Here is a 14,040-nt window from a genome sequence, read left to right as displayed (position 1 = left end):
GTACGAGCCGGCGCCGGGCGCGGTCAGCGTGTAGCCGCCGTCGGCTCGGGTGGAGGCGCGGCCGAGCTGCCGGCCGGTGAGCGATATCAGGGTCACGTCATCTGATGACAAACAAGCCGGATGAAGACACACATGACGGCGATGGCAGAGGTCGAGCCGTGGCACGCCGCGAGGTCTACGAGATCGGCGCCCGTGACGCCATTACCTCCGGCGTCATCGACCGGCCCGCACGGGCCCGGCAGGATCAAGGACGTCCGGCAGGACGGACACGGGACACCACTCACCACGACCCCAGGGAGCAGCCATGACCGCCTACGCCGTCGGCCACCTTCGTCCCGCGAAGCCCCACGAGGAGGTCTTCACCTACATGGAACGCATCCAGGACACCCTGGACCCCTTCGGCGGCCGCTTCATCGTCCACGGCGCGACCGTGGAGGTCGTCGAGGGGCGGTGGCCCGGGACGATCGTCCTGATCGAGTTCCCGGACATGGACCGGGCGCGGGCCTGGTACGGGTCGAACGCCTACCAGGAGATCCTTCCGCTCCGCACCCGCCATCTCGACGGCGAGGTCATCCTCGTCGACGGCGTCGGACCCGGCTACGACGTCACCAGGACCGCCGCGCGGCTCAGGGAGGAAGCCACCCGGACGGGCGCGTTGCCGGCCTGACGGGCCGCAGGCCCGGCGGGCTCAGCCGCCGAACCGGCAGCCCGAGGTGTGGGAGGCGGCCTCACCGGCCGCCGCGGCCGCGTCGCCCGCGCGGACGGCGTCCAGCAGACGCGCGTGGTCCATGTAGTCCTCCGGGCGCAACGCGCGGCCGCCGAAGTGCTCCTTCAGCGAGTCCCTGACGACCTGGCCCAGGTCCGCGTAGAGCTCGGCCAGCACCTCGTTGTGCGAGGCGGCCACCACGGCGAGATGGAAGGCGCTGTCCGCGTCCACGAAGGCGTCCCGGTCACCCGAGGCCCAGGCGCGTTCCCGCTGGTCCAGCAGCGTGCCGAGGCGGGCGAGGTCGTCCTCGGTGCGGCGCGTCGCGGCCAGGCCGGCGGCGGCCGACTCCAGGGCGCCGCGCACCTCGGTCACGTCTCGCTGCCCGGCGTCCTCGAAGCGGCGCTGCATCACCCCGGCGAGCTCGCTGGTCGCCGCGACGTACGTGCCCGAGCCGTGGCGTATGTCCAGCAGCCCGTTGTGGGAGAGCGCGCGGACGGCCTCGCGGACGGTGTTGCGGGCCACCCCCAGTTGCCGGACGAGTTCCGGCTCGGTCGGGATGCGCGAGCCCACCGGCCAGGCCCCGGAGGTGATCTGGCGGCGCAGTCCGGACACGACCTGCTCGAAGAGACCGGAAGGACGCGGCACGGGACGTAGACTCATCCCATGATTATACGCCGGAGGATCCCGAACCGGTCCGCGGAACGGCGGAACCCGGCACGGCCCGGTGCCCGCACCGGCGGCCTGGCGGTGGTGGCGCTGCTGCTGGTGGCGTTCAACCTCCGCCCCGCCGTCACGAGCCTCGGGCCCGTCCTGGCCGAAGCGCGCGCCGCCCTCGGGATGAGCGGTGCCGTCGCCGGGCTGCTCACCTCCGTACCGGCGCTCTGCTTCGCCCTGGTCGGCTTCGCCGCTCCCGGGCTCGCCCGCCGGTACGGACCTTCGGCCGTCGTCGCGGCGGGCACGGCCGTGGTCGCCGTGGGGCTGGTGCTGCGGCCCCTCGCCGGGGGCACCGCGCTGTTCCTGGCGCTCAGCGCCTTCGCGCTCGCCGGGATCGCCGTGGCCAACGTGCTGCTGCCTGTGGTGGTCAAGCAGCGCTTCCCCGACCAGGTCGGCCGTATGACCGGCCTGTACTCCATGGCCCTCAACCTGGGCGCCTCGGTCGCGGCGGCCGCCACGGTGCCGCTGTCCGGGGCTTTCGGCGGTGACTGGCGGTGGGGGCTGGGCGCCTGGGGCGTGGTCGCCGCCGTCGCCGTGCCCCCGTGGCTCGTGCTGGCGCGCGTCCGTACGGCGGACCGGGCGCCGCAGCCCGCACCCGGGCCACCCGGCGCCGGGTCAGGACCCGGCGTGCGGATGACCCGCTCCCCCACGGCATGGGCGCTGGCCGCGTACTTCGGCCTGCAGGCGGGTGCCGCCTACGTCGTCATCGGCTGGCTGCCCCAGGTGTTCCGGGACGCGGGGCTGTCGGCCGGGACCGCGGGCCTGCTGTTCGCCGTCACCTCACTGCTGGGCGTGCCGCTGTCCTTCGCGCTCTCGGCCCTCGCGGGGAGGCTGCGGCGGCAGAGCGGCATCGCGGTCGTGCTCGGGGTGTTCGGGCTGGCCGGGTACGCGGGGCTGTGGGCGGCACCGGCTGCCGCGCCGTGGGTGTGGGCCGTGCTGCTGGGCGTCGCCAACTGCTCCTTCCCGCTGGCGCTGACGATGATCGGGTTGCGCGGCCGGAACAGCGCGACGGTGGTGCGGCTCTCCGCCTTCGCGCAGAGCGCCGGATATCTGCTGTCGATCCCCGTCCCGTTCCTGGTCGGAGCGCTCTACGAGCACACCGGCGGCTGGCGGGTCCCGCTGGCCCTCATGGCCGTCCTGATGGTGGCGCAGCTGGTCGCGGGCCTGCTCGCGGGGCGGGACCGTAACGTGGGCTGACCGCGGGGATCACCAGGGCAGTGCGCCGTCCGGGCCGGAGAAGGTTCCGGTGGGGCCGTCCGGGCCGAGTGTCGCCAGCCGGACGATCGCCTCGGCGCCCTCCCCCACGGTCCCGGTGCCCGTTCCGAACGGGTCCGCCCCGGTCAGCCCGGGATCGGCGGCGTTGACACGCAGGCCGGGCAGGGCCTTGGCGTACTGCACCGTGAGCATGTTCAGCGCCGCCTTCGACGACGCGAACACCGGCAGGAGGATGCGGGCCTCCGGGCGGCCCGGGTCGGTGACCAGGCCGAACGAGCCGAACGCCGAGCTCACGTTGACGATGACGGGTGCCTCGGAGACCGCCAGCAGGGGCAGGAAGGCGTGTGTCATCCGCACCGCGCCGAAGACGTTGGTCTCGAAGACGTGGCGCATGACGGCCGCGGTGACCTCCTCGGCCCCGCGCACGCCCTCGAACGCCCCGGCGCAGTTGACCAGGACGTCGAGCCGGCCCTCCCGGCGGGTGAGGTCGGCCGCAGCCGCAGTGACGGAGGCGTCGTCGGTCACGTCGAGGGGGACGAAGTGGGCGCCGAGCTCGTCGGCGGCCGCACGGCCGTGGCTCGCGTCGCGGCCGCCGACGTGCACGGTGTGCCCCAGCTCGATCAGCCGGCGGGCGGTCTCCCGGCCGAGGCCCCTGGTGCCTCCGGTGATCAGTGAGACGGTCATGGGTCTCCCCTGCGCTGTGCGGATCTTCTGTCGCCGCAGGGATCCGTACCGCGTACGGGCCCCGTCAACGCCGCTTCCCGGGGATCCGCCCTGTCGCTGGCGTTGACGACGCCCGGCGGGGTGGCGCCGGAGGAGCGCGGGGAGTGGGGCGGTTCGCGGGGGCGTCGCCGGTCGCGGTACTGGCGGCGTGCGCGATGATCGGGCTCCGCCTCTGCCTCGCCCTGGTCCCGGTCCGTACGACGCGCTTCCTCAACGAGGCGTTCGCCGTGGTCCCGGCGATCGGCGGCCGGCACCGGCTCCTGCAGCGCCTCGTCGCCAGGGCGATCGGCGTGGCCCTCGTCCTGTACGGCGTGCGCTTCGCCGACCACGTCCTCGCGGGCGGCCGGATCCTGTGGCAGCACGTGGACACGAGCACGTGAACCCGTGGGCCCAGCGGTTCCTCCGCGCCGCGGGGCCCGCGCCCGCCGTCACGGCGCCTGCCGCGCGCTCCGGGGTACGAAGGGGAGCAGAAGGCAGGAGGGGTGGGCGGGACCGGAGACGAGGGTGGTCGTGCCGGTGCAGACCTCGTCCGGGCGGTCGTCGGGGTCGTTGTGCAGGAAGATGCCGTGTCCCTTCATCGGTACGCCGTAGGTGCTGGACCAGGGGCCGTCGCCGGGCAGTTCGAAGTCGCGTCCCGTGACGGTGAGGGCGAAGCGATGACGCGTGCCCGGGCCCGCCACGAACTCGCCGGTGTGGGGGGTGCGCGCCGCGCTCGCCGACGGCGTTCTGCACCGAGGCGACCTGGACGGGGTACCACACGGAGGTGAAGGTGTTGAGGATCCCGCCCTGGCACGTCCTTCCCCTGCTGGGACTCGCCGGGCTCACCCTGGTCGGCACCTCCAGGATGGTCGTACCGAGCCGGGCGGCCGTCCGGGGCCGGTAGGACGGGAGCAGCAGGCCAGGACCGGCAGGCCCGGGCCAAAAGGACGGCGGCCACCGCGTGATCACCCGCGGGTGTGCGGACTCCCGCAGACCGCGCGGTGACCCCGGGCCGGGGCGGAAGGGCTCAGGCCCCCGTCACTGCCCCACCCTGCCGTCGACGCACTCGCGCAACAGGTCGGCGTGCCCGCAGTGCCGGGCGTACTCCTCGATCCGGTGCACCAGCAGCTCCCTGATGGCGATCCCGTCCTTCCCCACGCGCTCGCCCAGGTCCGGATGCGCCGCGAGCGCCGCGTCGGTCGCGGCCTGCTCGCGTTCCAGATCGCGGTACGCGGCATCGACCACGGCCTGGTCGGCGACGGCGTCGTCGAAGTCCGCGTCCCGCCTGCCGTACAGCTTCGGCAGCGGTTCGCCGTCGCTGATCCAGTTGCGCCAGTCCCGTTCCACCTCGGCGAGGTGCCGGACGAGGCCGAGCAGCGACATCGTCGACGGCGGGACCGAACGACGGGCCAGTTGCCGCGGGTCCAGGTCCTGGCACTTCATCCGCAGGGTCATGCGGTAGCTCGTCAGGTAGTCCTGAAGGGTGGCGAGCTCACCCTCCGGACCGGGGCCTTCGCTGTCGCGGGGGTCGTCGTCCGGGTCGACCCACATGTCGGGGTAGACGGTTGCCCGGGTCCATCGTGGCGCTTGGTCGCTCATGCCCCGCATGGTGGTCCGTGACGGCCCGCTTCCGCCACCGAGTTTGTGCCGCCGGACGCCGGACGCCGGCACTCAGCCGAGGTGCTCGGCGACGCTTTCGAACTGGACGGCCATGCCCGAGAGGGAGGCGGAGTCGACGTGGTCCATGACGCGCCTGCGCGGCACTGGCCAGGAGCGACGGATAGGCGGCTTCCAGCCGTTCCAGGCCGCCGGACGTCAACGTCGCCACGCTCCCCCGCGCGTCCACCTCATGCCGTCGCTTGGCCACCCAGCCGCGGGCCGTGAGGGAGTCGACGACCCGTGAGATACGGCTGGCCGACAGGCGGGTGAGCTCGGCCAGGTCGATCATCCGCGGTTCGCGGTCCCTGGCCGCCGACAGGAACATCAGCACCGAGTACTCGGACAGCGTCAGCCCGGTCGACTTCAGAAGGTCGTCATCCAGAGCCTTCGGAAACGCGGTCATCACGCGCTGCAGGGCACGTCAGAGGCGCTCTTCGTCTGCGTCCAGGGGAGCATCCGCCGTCATGGCGCCAGCTTGACCCGCCGGTATACCGCCTACAGCCTCCCGTCACCAGGGCAGCGCGCCGTTGCGGTCGAAGTAGCCGCCGGTCGGGCCGTCGGAGCCGACGAGCGCCATGCGGACGATGACCTCGGCGCCCTCCTCGACCGTCTGGAACCCGGTGTTGCCGTTCAGGTCGGTCTTGGTGAAGCCCGGCTCCACCGAGTTGATCCGGAAGTCCGGCAGCGCCTTCGCGTACTGGACGGTGATCATGTTCACGGCCAGCTTCGACGCCGGGTAGTCCAGGCCCGGGAACATGTGGGCGGGCTGGTCGGGGTCCGTGACGTGGTGCAGCGAGGCCAGGCCGCTGCTGACGTTGACCACGACCGGGGCTGGAGACTTCCGGAGCAGCGGCACGAACGCGTGGAGGACCCGCACGACGCCGAAGACGTTGGTGTCGAAGGTCGTCCTCATCGCGTCGGCGGTGGTCTCCACGGTGGGCACGACGCTGTTGTCCGGCCGGCGCAACTCGATGCCGGCGTTGTTGATCAGCACGTCCAGGCCGCCGCCGGCCTCGATCGTCCGCGCGGCGGCGGCGACCGACTCGTCGTCCGTCACGTCGAGCCGGACGAAGGACGCCCCCAGCCGCTCGGCGGCCAGTCGGCCCCGCTCGGCGTCGCGGGCGCCGATCCACACGGTGTGGCCCTCCCCGATCAGGCGCCGCGCCGTCTCGTACCCCAGCCCCTTGTTGGCTCCGGTGATCAGTGTCGTCGTCATGGTGTCGCTCCCGTCTCGGTGTTCGTTCTCCGACGCCTCCAGATTGCGGCGGAGCGGGGCGGGCAGGGAGTCGTCTCGTTTTCCTGGGACTCGCGGTACCGGGTTGCTCGCCGCTTGCGCCGCGGTCCGCGGGCTGTGACGAGGTCCACAGGCCACCGGACGCCGTACCGGACCCTGGAGTCCGGTACGGTCGGATGCATCCGGACCCAAAGGTCCACATAACCCCTCCCCCGAAGGAGCACCTGGGATGACACGCGCCCGCATCAGCGAAGCCCTCCGGGCACTGGTCTTCGAGCCCGAGCCCGGCGTCGCACTGGACGAGGTCCTCGACCGGTACTACGCGCCCGACTACACCCACCGCAGCGACGGCGACGTCCTGACCCGCGAGGAGTTCGCGGCCATGGTCGCCGGCATCCGCCCCCGGATCACCGGCGGCACGGTGACCGTCATCGACGAGGTCGGCGACGGCACGACGTACGCCGAACGGCACGTCTTCCACCTCACCCTGGCCGACGGCTCCACCCAGCACCGCGAGATCGCGATCTTCGGCACCCACGCCGAGGACGGCCGCTTCTCGCACCTGAGCGAGACCGGCTTCGACCTCCCCGCCGACGCCCGCTGACGCCCCCGACCACGCACTCCAGGAGCACACCATGCCCCGCCTGACCGACCCGGACCCGGCGTCCTTCCCCCACGACGTCCGTCAGTACCTGACGGCGCTGCCGCCGGACCCCATGGTCAAGATGATGTCCCACTCGGCCGGCACCGTGAAACCGTTCGTGGAGCTCGCCCGGGCCCAGTTCACCTCCCTGCGCCTCCCGGCCCGTTCACGCGAACTCGTGATCCTCACGGTCGCCGAGTACACCGACTGCGCCTTCGTCGCGGCCCAGCACGAACCCATGGCGCAGGCCGCAGGAGTCGACGAGCCGACCCGCCGGCTCATCCGGGCCCGGGACCTGGACAACCCCGCCATCCCCCTCCCCGACCGCGCCCTGCTCCGCCTCACCGCCGAAGTCGTGCGGCAGCCCCGCGTCAGCGACGAGGTGTTCGACCTGGCGCGGTCCTTCCTCAGTGAGCGCGAGTTGGTCGAGGTCGTTCAAGTGGCGGGCTACTACTGGTCGTTCGGCCGGATCGCCACCGTTCTGGACGTCGAGGTGACCAAGGTCTACGGCGACGAGGTCCTGGGCGCCCCGACGGACGCCGACAGCGCCTGAGACGTCGATTCCCCGTGCACGCCCGGGGATACTTGCGGCGTGCTGCTGACATCGATCGCCGAGATGGCCGACGAGCCGCTCCTGCTGGAGCCGGCCGACCGCCGGGTCGAGTGGGAGACCAACACCTGGTGCCTGTCCGCGGAGGTGGACGACCGGCGGTCGGTCTCGGTGGCCGAGGTGGTCGACGCCTTCGAGCGGACCGCCGAAGGCATCCGGCGACGCGTCCACGCCACGGGTTTCGCCGGGGCGGTCACGTTCTACGTGTGGCACGACGAACAGGCCGGGCAACTCCGCTGCTCCACCGGGTCGGTGGCCGCGGACGAGCTGCCGTTCGGCGGTGCCTACGCGCCCTCCAGCGACCTCGAATCCATCGTCAAGGACTTCCTCGACGACCCGGAACCCGGCCTGGTCGCCTGGCCGGACCCTGACGTCGTGGGCGACCGGTCCGAACCGCCGTCGTGCGAGGGGGAGGCGGCGCCTCTTCCCGTATGGGTGAGCAGTGTCGGAACGGTCGCGCGATGATCCTCGCACGCCGCCCCAACGTTTCGACCTGACCTCGGGAAAGGCCGGGTGCGGTACGATCACGCATGGCGTCATGGAAGTCAGCGCCTGTGCAACACCGTGCGGATTCCGGTCTGTCGTGCCTTCGCCGTCAATTCGGCCGCGCGTGTGTGCACCGACCCGCCGGGTGCGCCCGCTCCCAGGATCTCCAGAGCGCATTCTTCCGACCGTGCGCTACCGGCCGGCGTCGATCCGCACTGCCGGCGCGAGCCTCGCCCATCGGTCGTCGACCGGTGCGCAGGCCCTTTTTGGAGACGACGTGAAAATCCTCCCCGAGATTTCCCGCACCCTGAGTGAGTACCTCCTCATTCCGGGCCTGACCACGGAAGACTGCACGCCGGACAACGTGGACCTCGGGGCGCCCCTGGTGCGTCACCGGGTCGGCGAGGAGCCGGGGATCCGGGTCGCCACCCCCATGGTGAGCGCCATCATGCAGGCGGTGTCGTCACCGACGCTGGCGGTGGCGCTGGCGCAGGTCGGCGGGTTGTCGTTCATCCACCAGAACCAGCAGGTCGAGGACCAGGCCGCGGACGTGCGCACGGTGAAGTGGCACAAGGCCGGCTTCCGGACCAGCGACGTCACCGTGGCGTCGCAGACGCCTCTCGGCGAGGTGGCACGGCAGTTGGCCGACACCGAACAGGGCGTGGCCGTGGTGACGGAGAACGGGGAACCGGACGGCGAGTTCCTGGGGATCATCAGCCTCGACGACTTCCACCTGGAACGTCACGGAACCTCCGAGGCCGCCGGCAACCGGATGCGGGGCCGTGACGATCTGGTCACCGCGCCGGCCTCGGTTTCGCTGTCCGAGGCGAACGAGCTGATCTGGCATCACCACCTGGACGTGCTGCCGCTGCTCGAGGACGGCCGGGTCGTCTCCTTGGTGCTCAAGAGGGACTACCAGGCCCACAAGACGTACCACCGCGCGAGCGTGGACGGCGAGAAGCGTCTGCGGGTGGGCGCCGGCATCAATTCCCGTGACTTCAAGGACCGTATTCCCGCCCTGCTGGAAGCCGGCGCGGATGTCCTGTGCCTGGACTCCTCCGACGGCTATTCCGTGTACCAGGCGAGGACCCTCGAATTCGCGCGGGAGACGTACGGTGACGAGGTTTTCGTCGGTGCGGGGAACGTCGTCGACGGCCGGGCCTTCCGTTACCTGGCCGATGCGGGCGCGGCATTCGTGAAGGTCGGGATCGGCGGCGGGGCCATCTGCACCACCCGCGCGCAGAAGGGCATCGGCCGCGGGCAGGCCTCCGCACTGCTCGACGTGGTCGAGGCGCGCGACGCCTACGCCCAGGAGACCGGGGTGTACGTGCCGCTGTGCTGCGACGGGGGCCTGCTCAACGACTCGCACATGGCGATGGCGCTGGCGATGGGGGCGGACTTCATCATGCTCGGCCGCTACTTCGCCCGGCTCGACGAGAGCCCGTCGCCGAAGCTGCAGATCGGCGGTCAGTGGTACAAGGAGTACTGGGGTGAGGGCTCGCGGCGCGCGCAGAACGCGGCCCGCTACGGCCAGCGCGGCCAGATGGTCTTCGAAGAGGGCGTCGACGGCTACGTGCCCTATGCCGGCAGCCTGTACGACAACGTGGAACGGACCCGGGCCAAGCTCACCTCGACGATGATCAGCTGCGGGTCGACGAACCTGCGGGACTTCCACCGCGACGCGGTGCTCGTCCCGGTGTCCGCGGAGTCCTTCAAGCAGACCGGCGCCGAGGTGCAGTTGCGCCGGCCCGCCGTCCACTCCGGGGAGTGATCCGGCCGGCCCGTGCCCCGGCCCTCCCCCGGGCCGGGGCACGGGCCGCTCTCACGCGGGCAGGGTGAAGAGCCGGTACGCGGACACCGTCGTGAAGCCGAGGCGCCGGTAGAGGGGCTCACCGGCCGGGCTGGCCATGAGGGCGGCGGAATGCATCCCGCGGTCGCGCCCCACGCGGAGGGCCGCGGCCGTGAGGGCGCCGCCGATTCCACGACGGCGGTGGGTCCCGGCGACGTGGACGAGGAAGATCCCCGCGTGGCCGTGGGCCGTGATCACCACGGTCGTGCCGACGACACGACCGCCGAGCACCGCGGCGATCCGGACGATGTCCGCGTTGTCGGGGCGCTGCGCCTCGATGCGCACCATGTCGGCCTCGAGGCCCGGCGGGACGCCCATGGAGGCGCTGTAGGTGCGGACGAACTCCGTGAGTCGGGCGGGCTCCTCGACCGTCTCGATCCGCAGGCCGTCCGGCCGTTCCCCGGCTTCGACGAGCCGGTCGAGCGACCGGACCATCACCGGGACCGAGCCGATTTCAGCGAGTCCGTGGCGGGCGAGCGCGGCCGCCGTTCCCTCGGGGTCGGGGCTGTCGGGGCCCACCCACCACCACCAGGGGACGTCGGCGAGCCGGGTCCGGACCGTGGCGGCCGCCCGCCCGGCCTCGTCCGGGGAGTGGGTCCGGACCACGCCGTTGAACTGGGGGGTCGCGAGTCCGCTGCGGTAGTAGTCGAGGTCCCCCTCGCCGCGTTCCGCCTCGCCCCATCCGAGCAGGTACTGGCGGAAGTTGGCGGTCACCCGAGTGAGGTCCACACCGTCCCCGGGCACGGGCGTCTCCGCCGGAATTCGTCTGTCTGTCATCCTCGTTGCTTTCACCGTCAGGGTGCCGTGTCTTCCCGTCGCAGACCCTCGACCCGACGCGTCCCTTGGGTGCCGATGCCGACGTCCTCCGGCCGGACCCGGCGCCTGCGGGCCCGCAGGAACTCACCCGTCGCATTCGAAGCGTCCATACCGAGGACCGTAACCCCGTTCGGCGCGCACGTGCCTGGCCCCCTTGGTACCAGGCATGACGGGCCGAACGGCCCGCACGAGGCGTTCACTCCGGGGCAGCGGTGCCGTCACCGTCCGTAGCAGGATCACGTCCGCAGCAGGTCGGGCGCGTGTCGGTGGGTCTCGGTAGCCTGAGTTGTGGTGCGGCCGTGAGCCGGCAGGCGTCTCGCGGGCGCCCGGGGCGTCCCGGGACAGCCGGGATCGTCACCTTGCGTGACAGGACAATGAGAATGGGCAATCCCTCCGAGGCTCCATACGGACGCCGCCCCTCAGGATCGTCCGGCGACGAGGACGTCGCCGGATTCGTCCTCGATGACGACGGCGTCGTCTCCGCGTGGAGCGCCGCCGCCGAACGGCTCTTCGGCTGCCGCGCCGCGGACGTCGTCGGACGCCCGGCAGCCGAGTTGTGGCCGGAGGCGTTCGCCGGGCCCTCGGGGCCTGCCGACGGAGCACCCGGGCGGGCGTCCTCCTCGGGCCGTCGCGCCGTGCTCACGCGCCGCCGTGACGGCGGCCCCCCCGACGTCGTCCTCCACATGTCCCCCTTGCTCGAACCGGGAGGGCGCGACGGCGGGGGCACCGCGGTCGTCGCGGTCCCGGCAATCTCTTCGGCCCTCGCGGAGGGAGAGGCGATCCTGGAGGCCCTCTTCACCCAGGCGCCCATCGGCATCGCCGTGTACGACCGGAACCTGCGCTTCGTTCGGGTCAACGCCGCCCTGGAACGCATCCACGGGTTCCCCGCGGAGAAGGCCCTGGGCCGGCCCGTCAGCGAGGTCCTCCCCGGACTCGACGCCGCGGCGATCGAGCGCAGGCTCAAGGGGGTCCTGGAGAGCGGCCGGCCGGTCGTCAACGCCGTCCACCAAGGGCGCACCTCCGCCGACCCGCACCGGGACCACGTCTGGCACGTCTCCTCCGTCGTCCTGACGGCACCGGACGGCGACGTCCTCGGGGTCACCGATCTGATCATCGACATCACGGACCGCCACCGGACCCGGGAGCGTCTGGCGCTCCTCGACGAGGCCGCGATGCGCATCGGCACGACGCTGGACGTGCGGCGCACGGCGGAGGAACTCGTGGACGTGCTCGTTCCGAGGCTCGCCGACGTGGCGACGATCGACCTCCTCGACGACGTCATGGAGGGTGCGGAACCGGAGCCGATGGGCTCCGGGCCCGTCGCGCTGCGTTCCCTCGCCCGCACGGCCGTCGACCCGGACGTCATCAGCGGGCTCCGGAAACCCGGGGAACTGCAGGACTATCCCCCCGACTCGCCGCACGTGCAGAGCCTCGCCGACGGCCGGCCGCGGCTGATCCCCGTCGTCGACCCCGGCGCCCCCTGGCTGCGGGACACCGCCGACCAGCGGGTCGAGGCGATGCTCAGGTACGGGATCGACTCCTTGATCCTCGCGCCGCTGCGCGCGCGGGACGCGACCCTGGGCCTGGTGCACCTGTACCGGGGGCGCGGCACGGAAGCCTTCGAACCCGACGACCTCGTCCTCGCCCAGGACATCGTCGCGCGCGCCGCCGTCTGCCTGGACAACGCCCGCCGCTACACCAACGAGCACACCGCCGCCCTCACCCTCCACGCGAGCATGCTGCCGCGCAGCGTCCCGGACCAGAGCGCGGTCGAGGTGGCGCAGCACTACCGGCCGTCGCGGGTGCACGCAGGCGTGAGCGGCGACTGGTTCGACGTGATCCCGCTGTCCGGTGCCAGGGTCGCCCTGGTCGTGGGCGCGGTGCCGGGCACGGGGTTCCAGGCGGCCGCGTGCATGGGGCACATCTGCTCCGCGATCCGCACGCTGGCCCAAGTGGACCTCACACCGGACGAGTTGCTCGGCCAGATCGACGACATGGTGCCGCGACTCCTGGAGCGCGAACACGCCACCGGGTCCGCGCCCGTGGTGGAGGGACTCAAGGGCTCGACCTGCCTGTACGCCGTCTACGACCCCGTCTCACGGCGGTGCGTGATGGCCAGTGCCGGACATCCCCCGCCGGCCGTCGTCGGCCGGAGCGGGGACGTGGTGATCCCCGATGTGCCGGTCAACAACCCCCTCGGCCAGGGGGACCCGGTGTTCGAGCCGCTGGACCTGGAACTCGCCGAAGGCAGCACCCTGGTGTTCTCCAGCCACAGCCTCCAGCGCGCCGCGGACACGTCCGAGACGCTCGCCGCCCGCCTCAGCACCGTCGTCGCCGACCGGGCCCGCCCGATCGAGGAGACGTGCCGTGCCATCTCCGACCTGGTCGCCGCCCAGCTCACGATGGAGGACGGCCTGGCCCTGCTGCTGGCCCGGACCCGCCCCCTCGACCCGGGGAAGCTGGCCACGTGGACCGTGCCCCCCGTCCCGGCGGCCGTCGGCGACATGCGGTCGCTGGTGCTGCGGCAGCTCGACCTGTGGGGGCTGGAACACCTGGCCTTCGCCACCGAACTCATCGTCAGCGAACTCATCACCAACGCCATCCGGCACGGGCACGACCCGATCCGGCTGCGCCTGATCCTCGACCGGACGCTCATCTGCGAGGTCAGCGACGCGGCGAGCACGTCGCCCCACATCCGCCGGGCGGCCACCACCGACGAGGGCGGACGCGGGCTCTTCCTGGTGGCGCAGTGCTCCCATCGCTGGGGCACCCGGTACGCGCTGGTCGGCAAGACCATCTGGGCCGAGCAGACCCTGGAGCCCGTTCCGGCCGCCTGAACACCGGGGCCACAGCGCCCCGCGGTGCGGCCGGTCAGCCGGCGCCGACGTGCGACGCGGGCGGCAGCTCGGTGGCGAAGCGCAGGAACTGCAGCAGCGGCGCACCCGCGGTGAGCAGGCTCGCCGGCCGGTGCGGGAGCCCGTCCGGTCCCTCCTCGCAGCAGGCCGCGTAGACCTCGCGCACGAGGTGGGCGGCCCTGTCGACCCGCTCCGCCAGGTTCCCGTCCCCACCCACGGCCACCGGCGCGTCCCGCAAGCGGGCGTGCAACGCGCCGCGTTCCCGTTCCAGCAGCGCCGCGAGGTGCGCCGTCGCCCCCTCCGCGAGCAGCCGCCGGGCGGAGCCGAAGGCCGTCCCCGTCGCCGCGATCCACGCGTAGAGCGCGTCCGCGCTGCGCAACGGGGTGCCCGTGGCCGCGCTCGTCAACCCGGCGGGGACGGACAGCTCGTGCAGCCGGTGCCACCGGCGTCTTCGGCGCCTTGTCCGCGGCGTACGACGAACACCTGCCGGCCCCGCTCCACCAGGGCCGGCAGCGCGACCCAGCGCGCTTCCCGGGCGGACGGCGCGAGAC

The 14,040-nt window shown here is 72.5% G+C and carries 16 protein-coding genes; 8 read left to right on the top strand and 8 right to left on the bottom strand.

The features are described from left to right. The first annotated feature begins 304 nt into the window (after positions 1-304). Entirely contained in the window at positions 305-667 is a 363-nt protein-coding gene (locus tag ACFYYN_RS40135; RefSeq protein WP_500549729.1) for a DUF1330 domain-containing protein, read from the top strand. A gap of 21 nt (positions 668-688) precedes the next feature. Here the strand turns inward: ACFYYN_RS40135 and ACFYYN_RS40130 are convergent, their stop codons facing one another. Beyond that, positions 689-1,366: a FadR/GntR family transcriptional regulator gene (locus tag ACFYYN_RS40130; protein ID WP_500549728.1), complete on the bottom strand. Its 678-nt coding sequence runs from the start codon at positions 1,364-1,366 to the stop codon at positions 689-691. Positions 1,367-1,369: 3 nt separating this feature from the next. Between ACFYYN_RS40130 and ACFYYN_RS40125 the strand changes: the two genes are divergently transcribed. After that, a complete protein-coding gene (locus ACFYYN_RS40125; RefSeq protein WP_500549727.1) occupies positions 1,370-2,617 on the top strand; it encodes an MFS transporter in 1,248 nt (415 codons plus the stop codon). A gap of 9 nt (positions 2,618-2,626) precedes the next feature. On the opposite strand, the gene ACFYYN_RS40120 is transcribed toward ACFYYN_RS40125, so the two are convergent. Further along, a complete protein-coding gene (locus ACFYYN_RS40120) occupies positions 2,627-3,319 on the bottom strand; it encodes an SDR family NAD(P)-dependent oxidoreductase (protein WP_500549726.1) in 693 nt (230 codons plus the stop codon). Positions 3,320-3,462: 143 nt separating this feature from the next. Between ACFYYN_RS40120 and ACFYYN_RS40115 the strand changes: the two genes are divergently transcribed. Continuing rightward, positions 3,463-3,738 carry a hypothetical protein gene (locus tag ACFYYN_RS40115; protein WP_500549725.1) on the top strand — a complete coding sequence of 92 codons (276 nt, stop codon included), beginning with the start codon at positions 3,463-3,465 and terminating at the stop codon, positions 3,736-3,738. 48 nt (positions 3,739-3,786) lie between these two features. Here ACFYYN_RS40115 and ACFYYN_RS40110 read toward each other — a convergent pair whose 3' ends face one another. The 4 genes from ACFYYN_RS40110 to ACFYYN_RS40095 form a co-directional block, all read right to left on the bottom strand. Continuing rightward, on the bottom strand, positions 3,787-4,038 hold the full coding sequence (locus tag ACFYYN_RS40110) for a hypothetical protein (RefSeq protein WP_500549724.1): 252 nt from the start codon (positions 4,036-4,038) through the stop codon (positions 3,787-3,789). A 337-nt stretch (positions 4,039-4,375) separates the two neighbouring features. Next, a complete protein-coding gene (locus ACFYYN_RS40105) occupies positions 4,376-4,936 on the bottom strand; it encodes a mycothiol transferase (RefSeq protein ID WP_500549723.1) in 561 nt (186 codons plus the stop codon). Then, a complete protein-coding gene (locus tag ACFYYN_RS40100) occupies positions 4,830-5,321 on the bottom strand; it encodes a MarR family winged helix-turn-helix transcriptional regulator (protein ID WP_500549733.1) in 492 nt (163 codons plus the stop codon). Before ACFYYN_RS40100 ends, ACFYYN_RS40105 begins: the two co-directional genes overlap by 107 nt. 183 nt (positions 5,322-5,504) lie before the next feature. Then, positions 5,505-6,212, bottom strand: a complete 708-nt coding sequence (locus ACFYYN_RS40095; RefSeq protein WP_500549722.1) for an SDR family oxidoreductase — start codon at positions 6,210-6,212, stop codon at positions 5,505-5,507. A 247-nt stretch (positions 6,213-6,459) separates the two neighbouring features. On the opposite strand from ACFYYN_RS40095, the gene ACFYYN_RS40090 reads away from it, so the two are divergent. The 4 genes from ACFYYN_RS40090 to ACFYYN_RS40075 all read left to right on the top strand — a co-directional run bounded on the left by ACFYYN_RS40090 (position 6,460) and on the right by ACFYYN_RS40075 (position 9,740). Next, the gene (locus tag ACFYYN_RS40090) at positions 6,460-6,834 is read left to right on the top strand and encodes a nuclear transport factor 2 family protein (RefSeq protein WP_500549721.1); all 375 of its coding nucleotides are present in this window, start codon (positions 6,460-6,462) and stop codon (positions 6,832-6,834) included. Positions 6,835-6,865: 31 nt separating this feature from the next. After that, complete coding sequence (locus ACFYYN_RS40085; protein WP_500549720.1) at positions 6,866-7,426, top strand: carboxymuconolactone decarboxylase family protein; 561 nt, start codon at positions 6,866-6,868, stop codon at positions 7,424-7,426. 39 nt (positions 7,427-7,465) lie between these two features. Beyond that, positions 7,466-7,948, top strand: a complete 483-nt coding sequence (locus ACFYYN_RS40080; protein WP_500549719.1) for a hypothetical protein — start codon at positions 7,466-7,468, stop codon at positions 7,946-7,948. A 298-nt stretch (positions 7,949-8,246) separates the two neighbouring features. After that, positions 8,247-9,740: an IMP dehydrogenase gene (locus ACFYYN_RS40075; protein WP_500549718.1), complete on the top strand. Its 1,494-nt coding sequence runs from the start codon at positions 8,247-8,249 to the stop codon at positions 9,738-9,740. Positions 9,741-9,791: 51 nt separating this feature from the next. Here ACFYYN_RS40075 and ACFYYN_RS40070 read toward each other — a convergent pair whose 3' ends face one another. Beyond that, entirely contained in the window at positions 9,792-10,595 is an 804-nt protein-coding gene (locus tag ACFYYN_RS40070) for a GNAT family N-acetyltransferase (RefSeq protein WP_500549717.1), read from the bottom strand. Between the two features lie 419 nt (positions 10,596-11,014). On the opposite strand from ACFYYN_RS40070, the gene ACFYYN_RS40065 reads away from it, so the two are divergent. Beyond that, positions 11,015-13,471 (top strand): SpoIIE family protein phosphatase, encoded by a 2,457-nt coding sequence (locus ACFYYN_RS40065; RefSeq protein ID WP_500549716.1) that lies wholly within the window; start codon positions 11,015-11,017, stop codon positions 13,469-13,471. 34 nt (positions 13,472-13,505) lie between these two features. Here ACFYYN_RS40065 and ACFYYN_RS40060 read toward each other — a convergent pair whose 3' ends face one another. Beyond that, positions 13,506-13,895, bottom strand: a complete 390-nt coding sequence (locus ACFYYN_RS40060) for a hypothetical protein (protein WP_500549715.1) — start codon at positions 13,893-13,895, stop codon at positions 13,506-13,508. Positions 13,896-14,040 lie beyond the last annotated feature (145 nt).

Origin of the sequence: Streptomyces sp. NPDC001902, assembly GCF_042891295.1 — a bacterium.
In the GTDB taxonomy this organism is placed as follows: Bacteria; Actinomycetota; Actinomycetes; order Streptomycetales; family Streptomycetaceae; genus Actinacidiphila.
This window is presented reverse-complemented; position numbering and strand designations above follow the sequence as displayed.

What these genes read in the sequence shown, in the direction of transcription:
- ACFYYN_RS40070 (WP_500549717.1), bottom strand. Translation starts at nt 10,595, where the DNA reads ATGACAGACAGACGAATTCCGGCGGAGACGCCCGTGCCCGGGGACGGT.
- ACFYYN_RS40100 (WP_500549733.1), bottom strand. Translation starts at nt 5,321, where the DNA reads ATGTTCCTGTCGGCGGCCAGGGACCGCGAACCGCGGATGATCGACCTG.
- ACFYYN_RS40135 (WP_500549729.1), top strand. Translation starts at nt 305, where the DNA reads ATGACCGCCTACGCCGTCGGCCACCTTCGTCCCGCGAAGCCCCACGAG.
- ACFYYN_RS40125 (WP_500549727.1), top strand. Translation starts at nt 1,370, where the DNA reads ATGATTATACGCCGGAGGATCCCGAACCGGTCCGCGGAACGGCGGAAC.
- ACFYYN_RS40120 (WP_500549726.1), bottom strand. Translation starts at nt 3,319, where the DNA reads ATGACCGTCTCACTGATCACCGGAGGCACCAGGGGCCTCGGCCGGGAG.
- ACFYYN_RS40095 (WP_500549722.1), bottom strand. Translation starts at nt 6,212, where the DNA reads ATGACGACGACACTGATCACCGGAGCCAACAAGGGGCTGGGGTACGAG.
- ACFYYN_RS40105 (WP_500549723.1), bottom strand. Translation starts at nt 4,936, where the DNA reads ATGAGCGACCAAGCGCCACGATGGACCCGGGCAACCGTCTACCCCGAC.
- ACFYYN_RS40090 (WP_500549721.1), top strand. Translation starts at nt 6,460, where the DNA reads ATGACACGCGCCCGCATCAGCGAAGCCCTCCGGGCACTGGTCTTCGAG.
- ACFYYN_RS40130 (WP_500549728.1), bottom strand. Translation starts at nt 1,366, where the DNA reads ATGAGTCTACGTCCCGTGCCGCGTCCTTCCGGTCTCTTCGAGCAGGTC.
- ACFYYN_RS40085 (WP_500549720.1), top strand. Translation starts at nt 6,866, where the DNA reads ATGCCCCGCCTGACCGACCCGGACCCGGCGTCCTTCCCCCACGACGTC.
- ACFYYN_RS40065 (WP_500549716.1), top strand. Translation starts at nt 11,015, where the DNA reads ATGGGCAATCCCTCCGAGGCTCCATACGGACGCCGCCCCTCAGGATCG.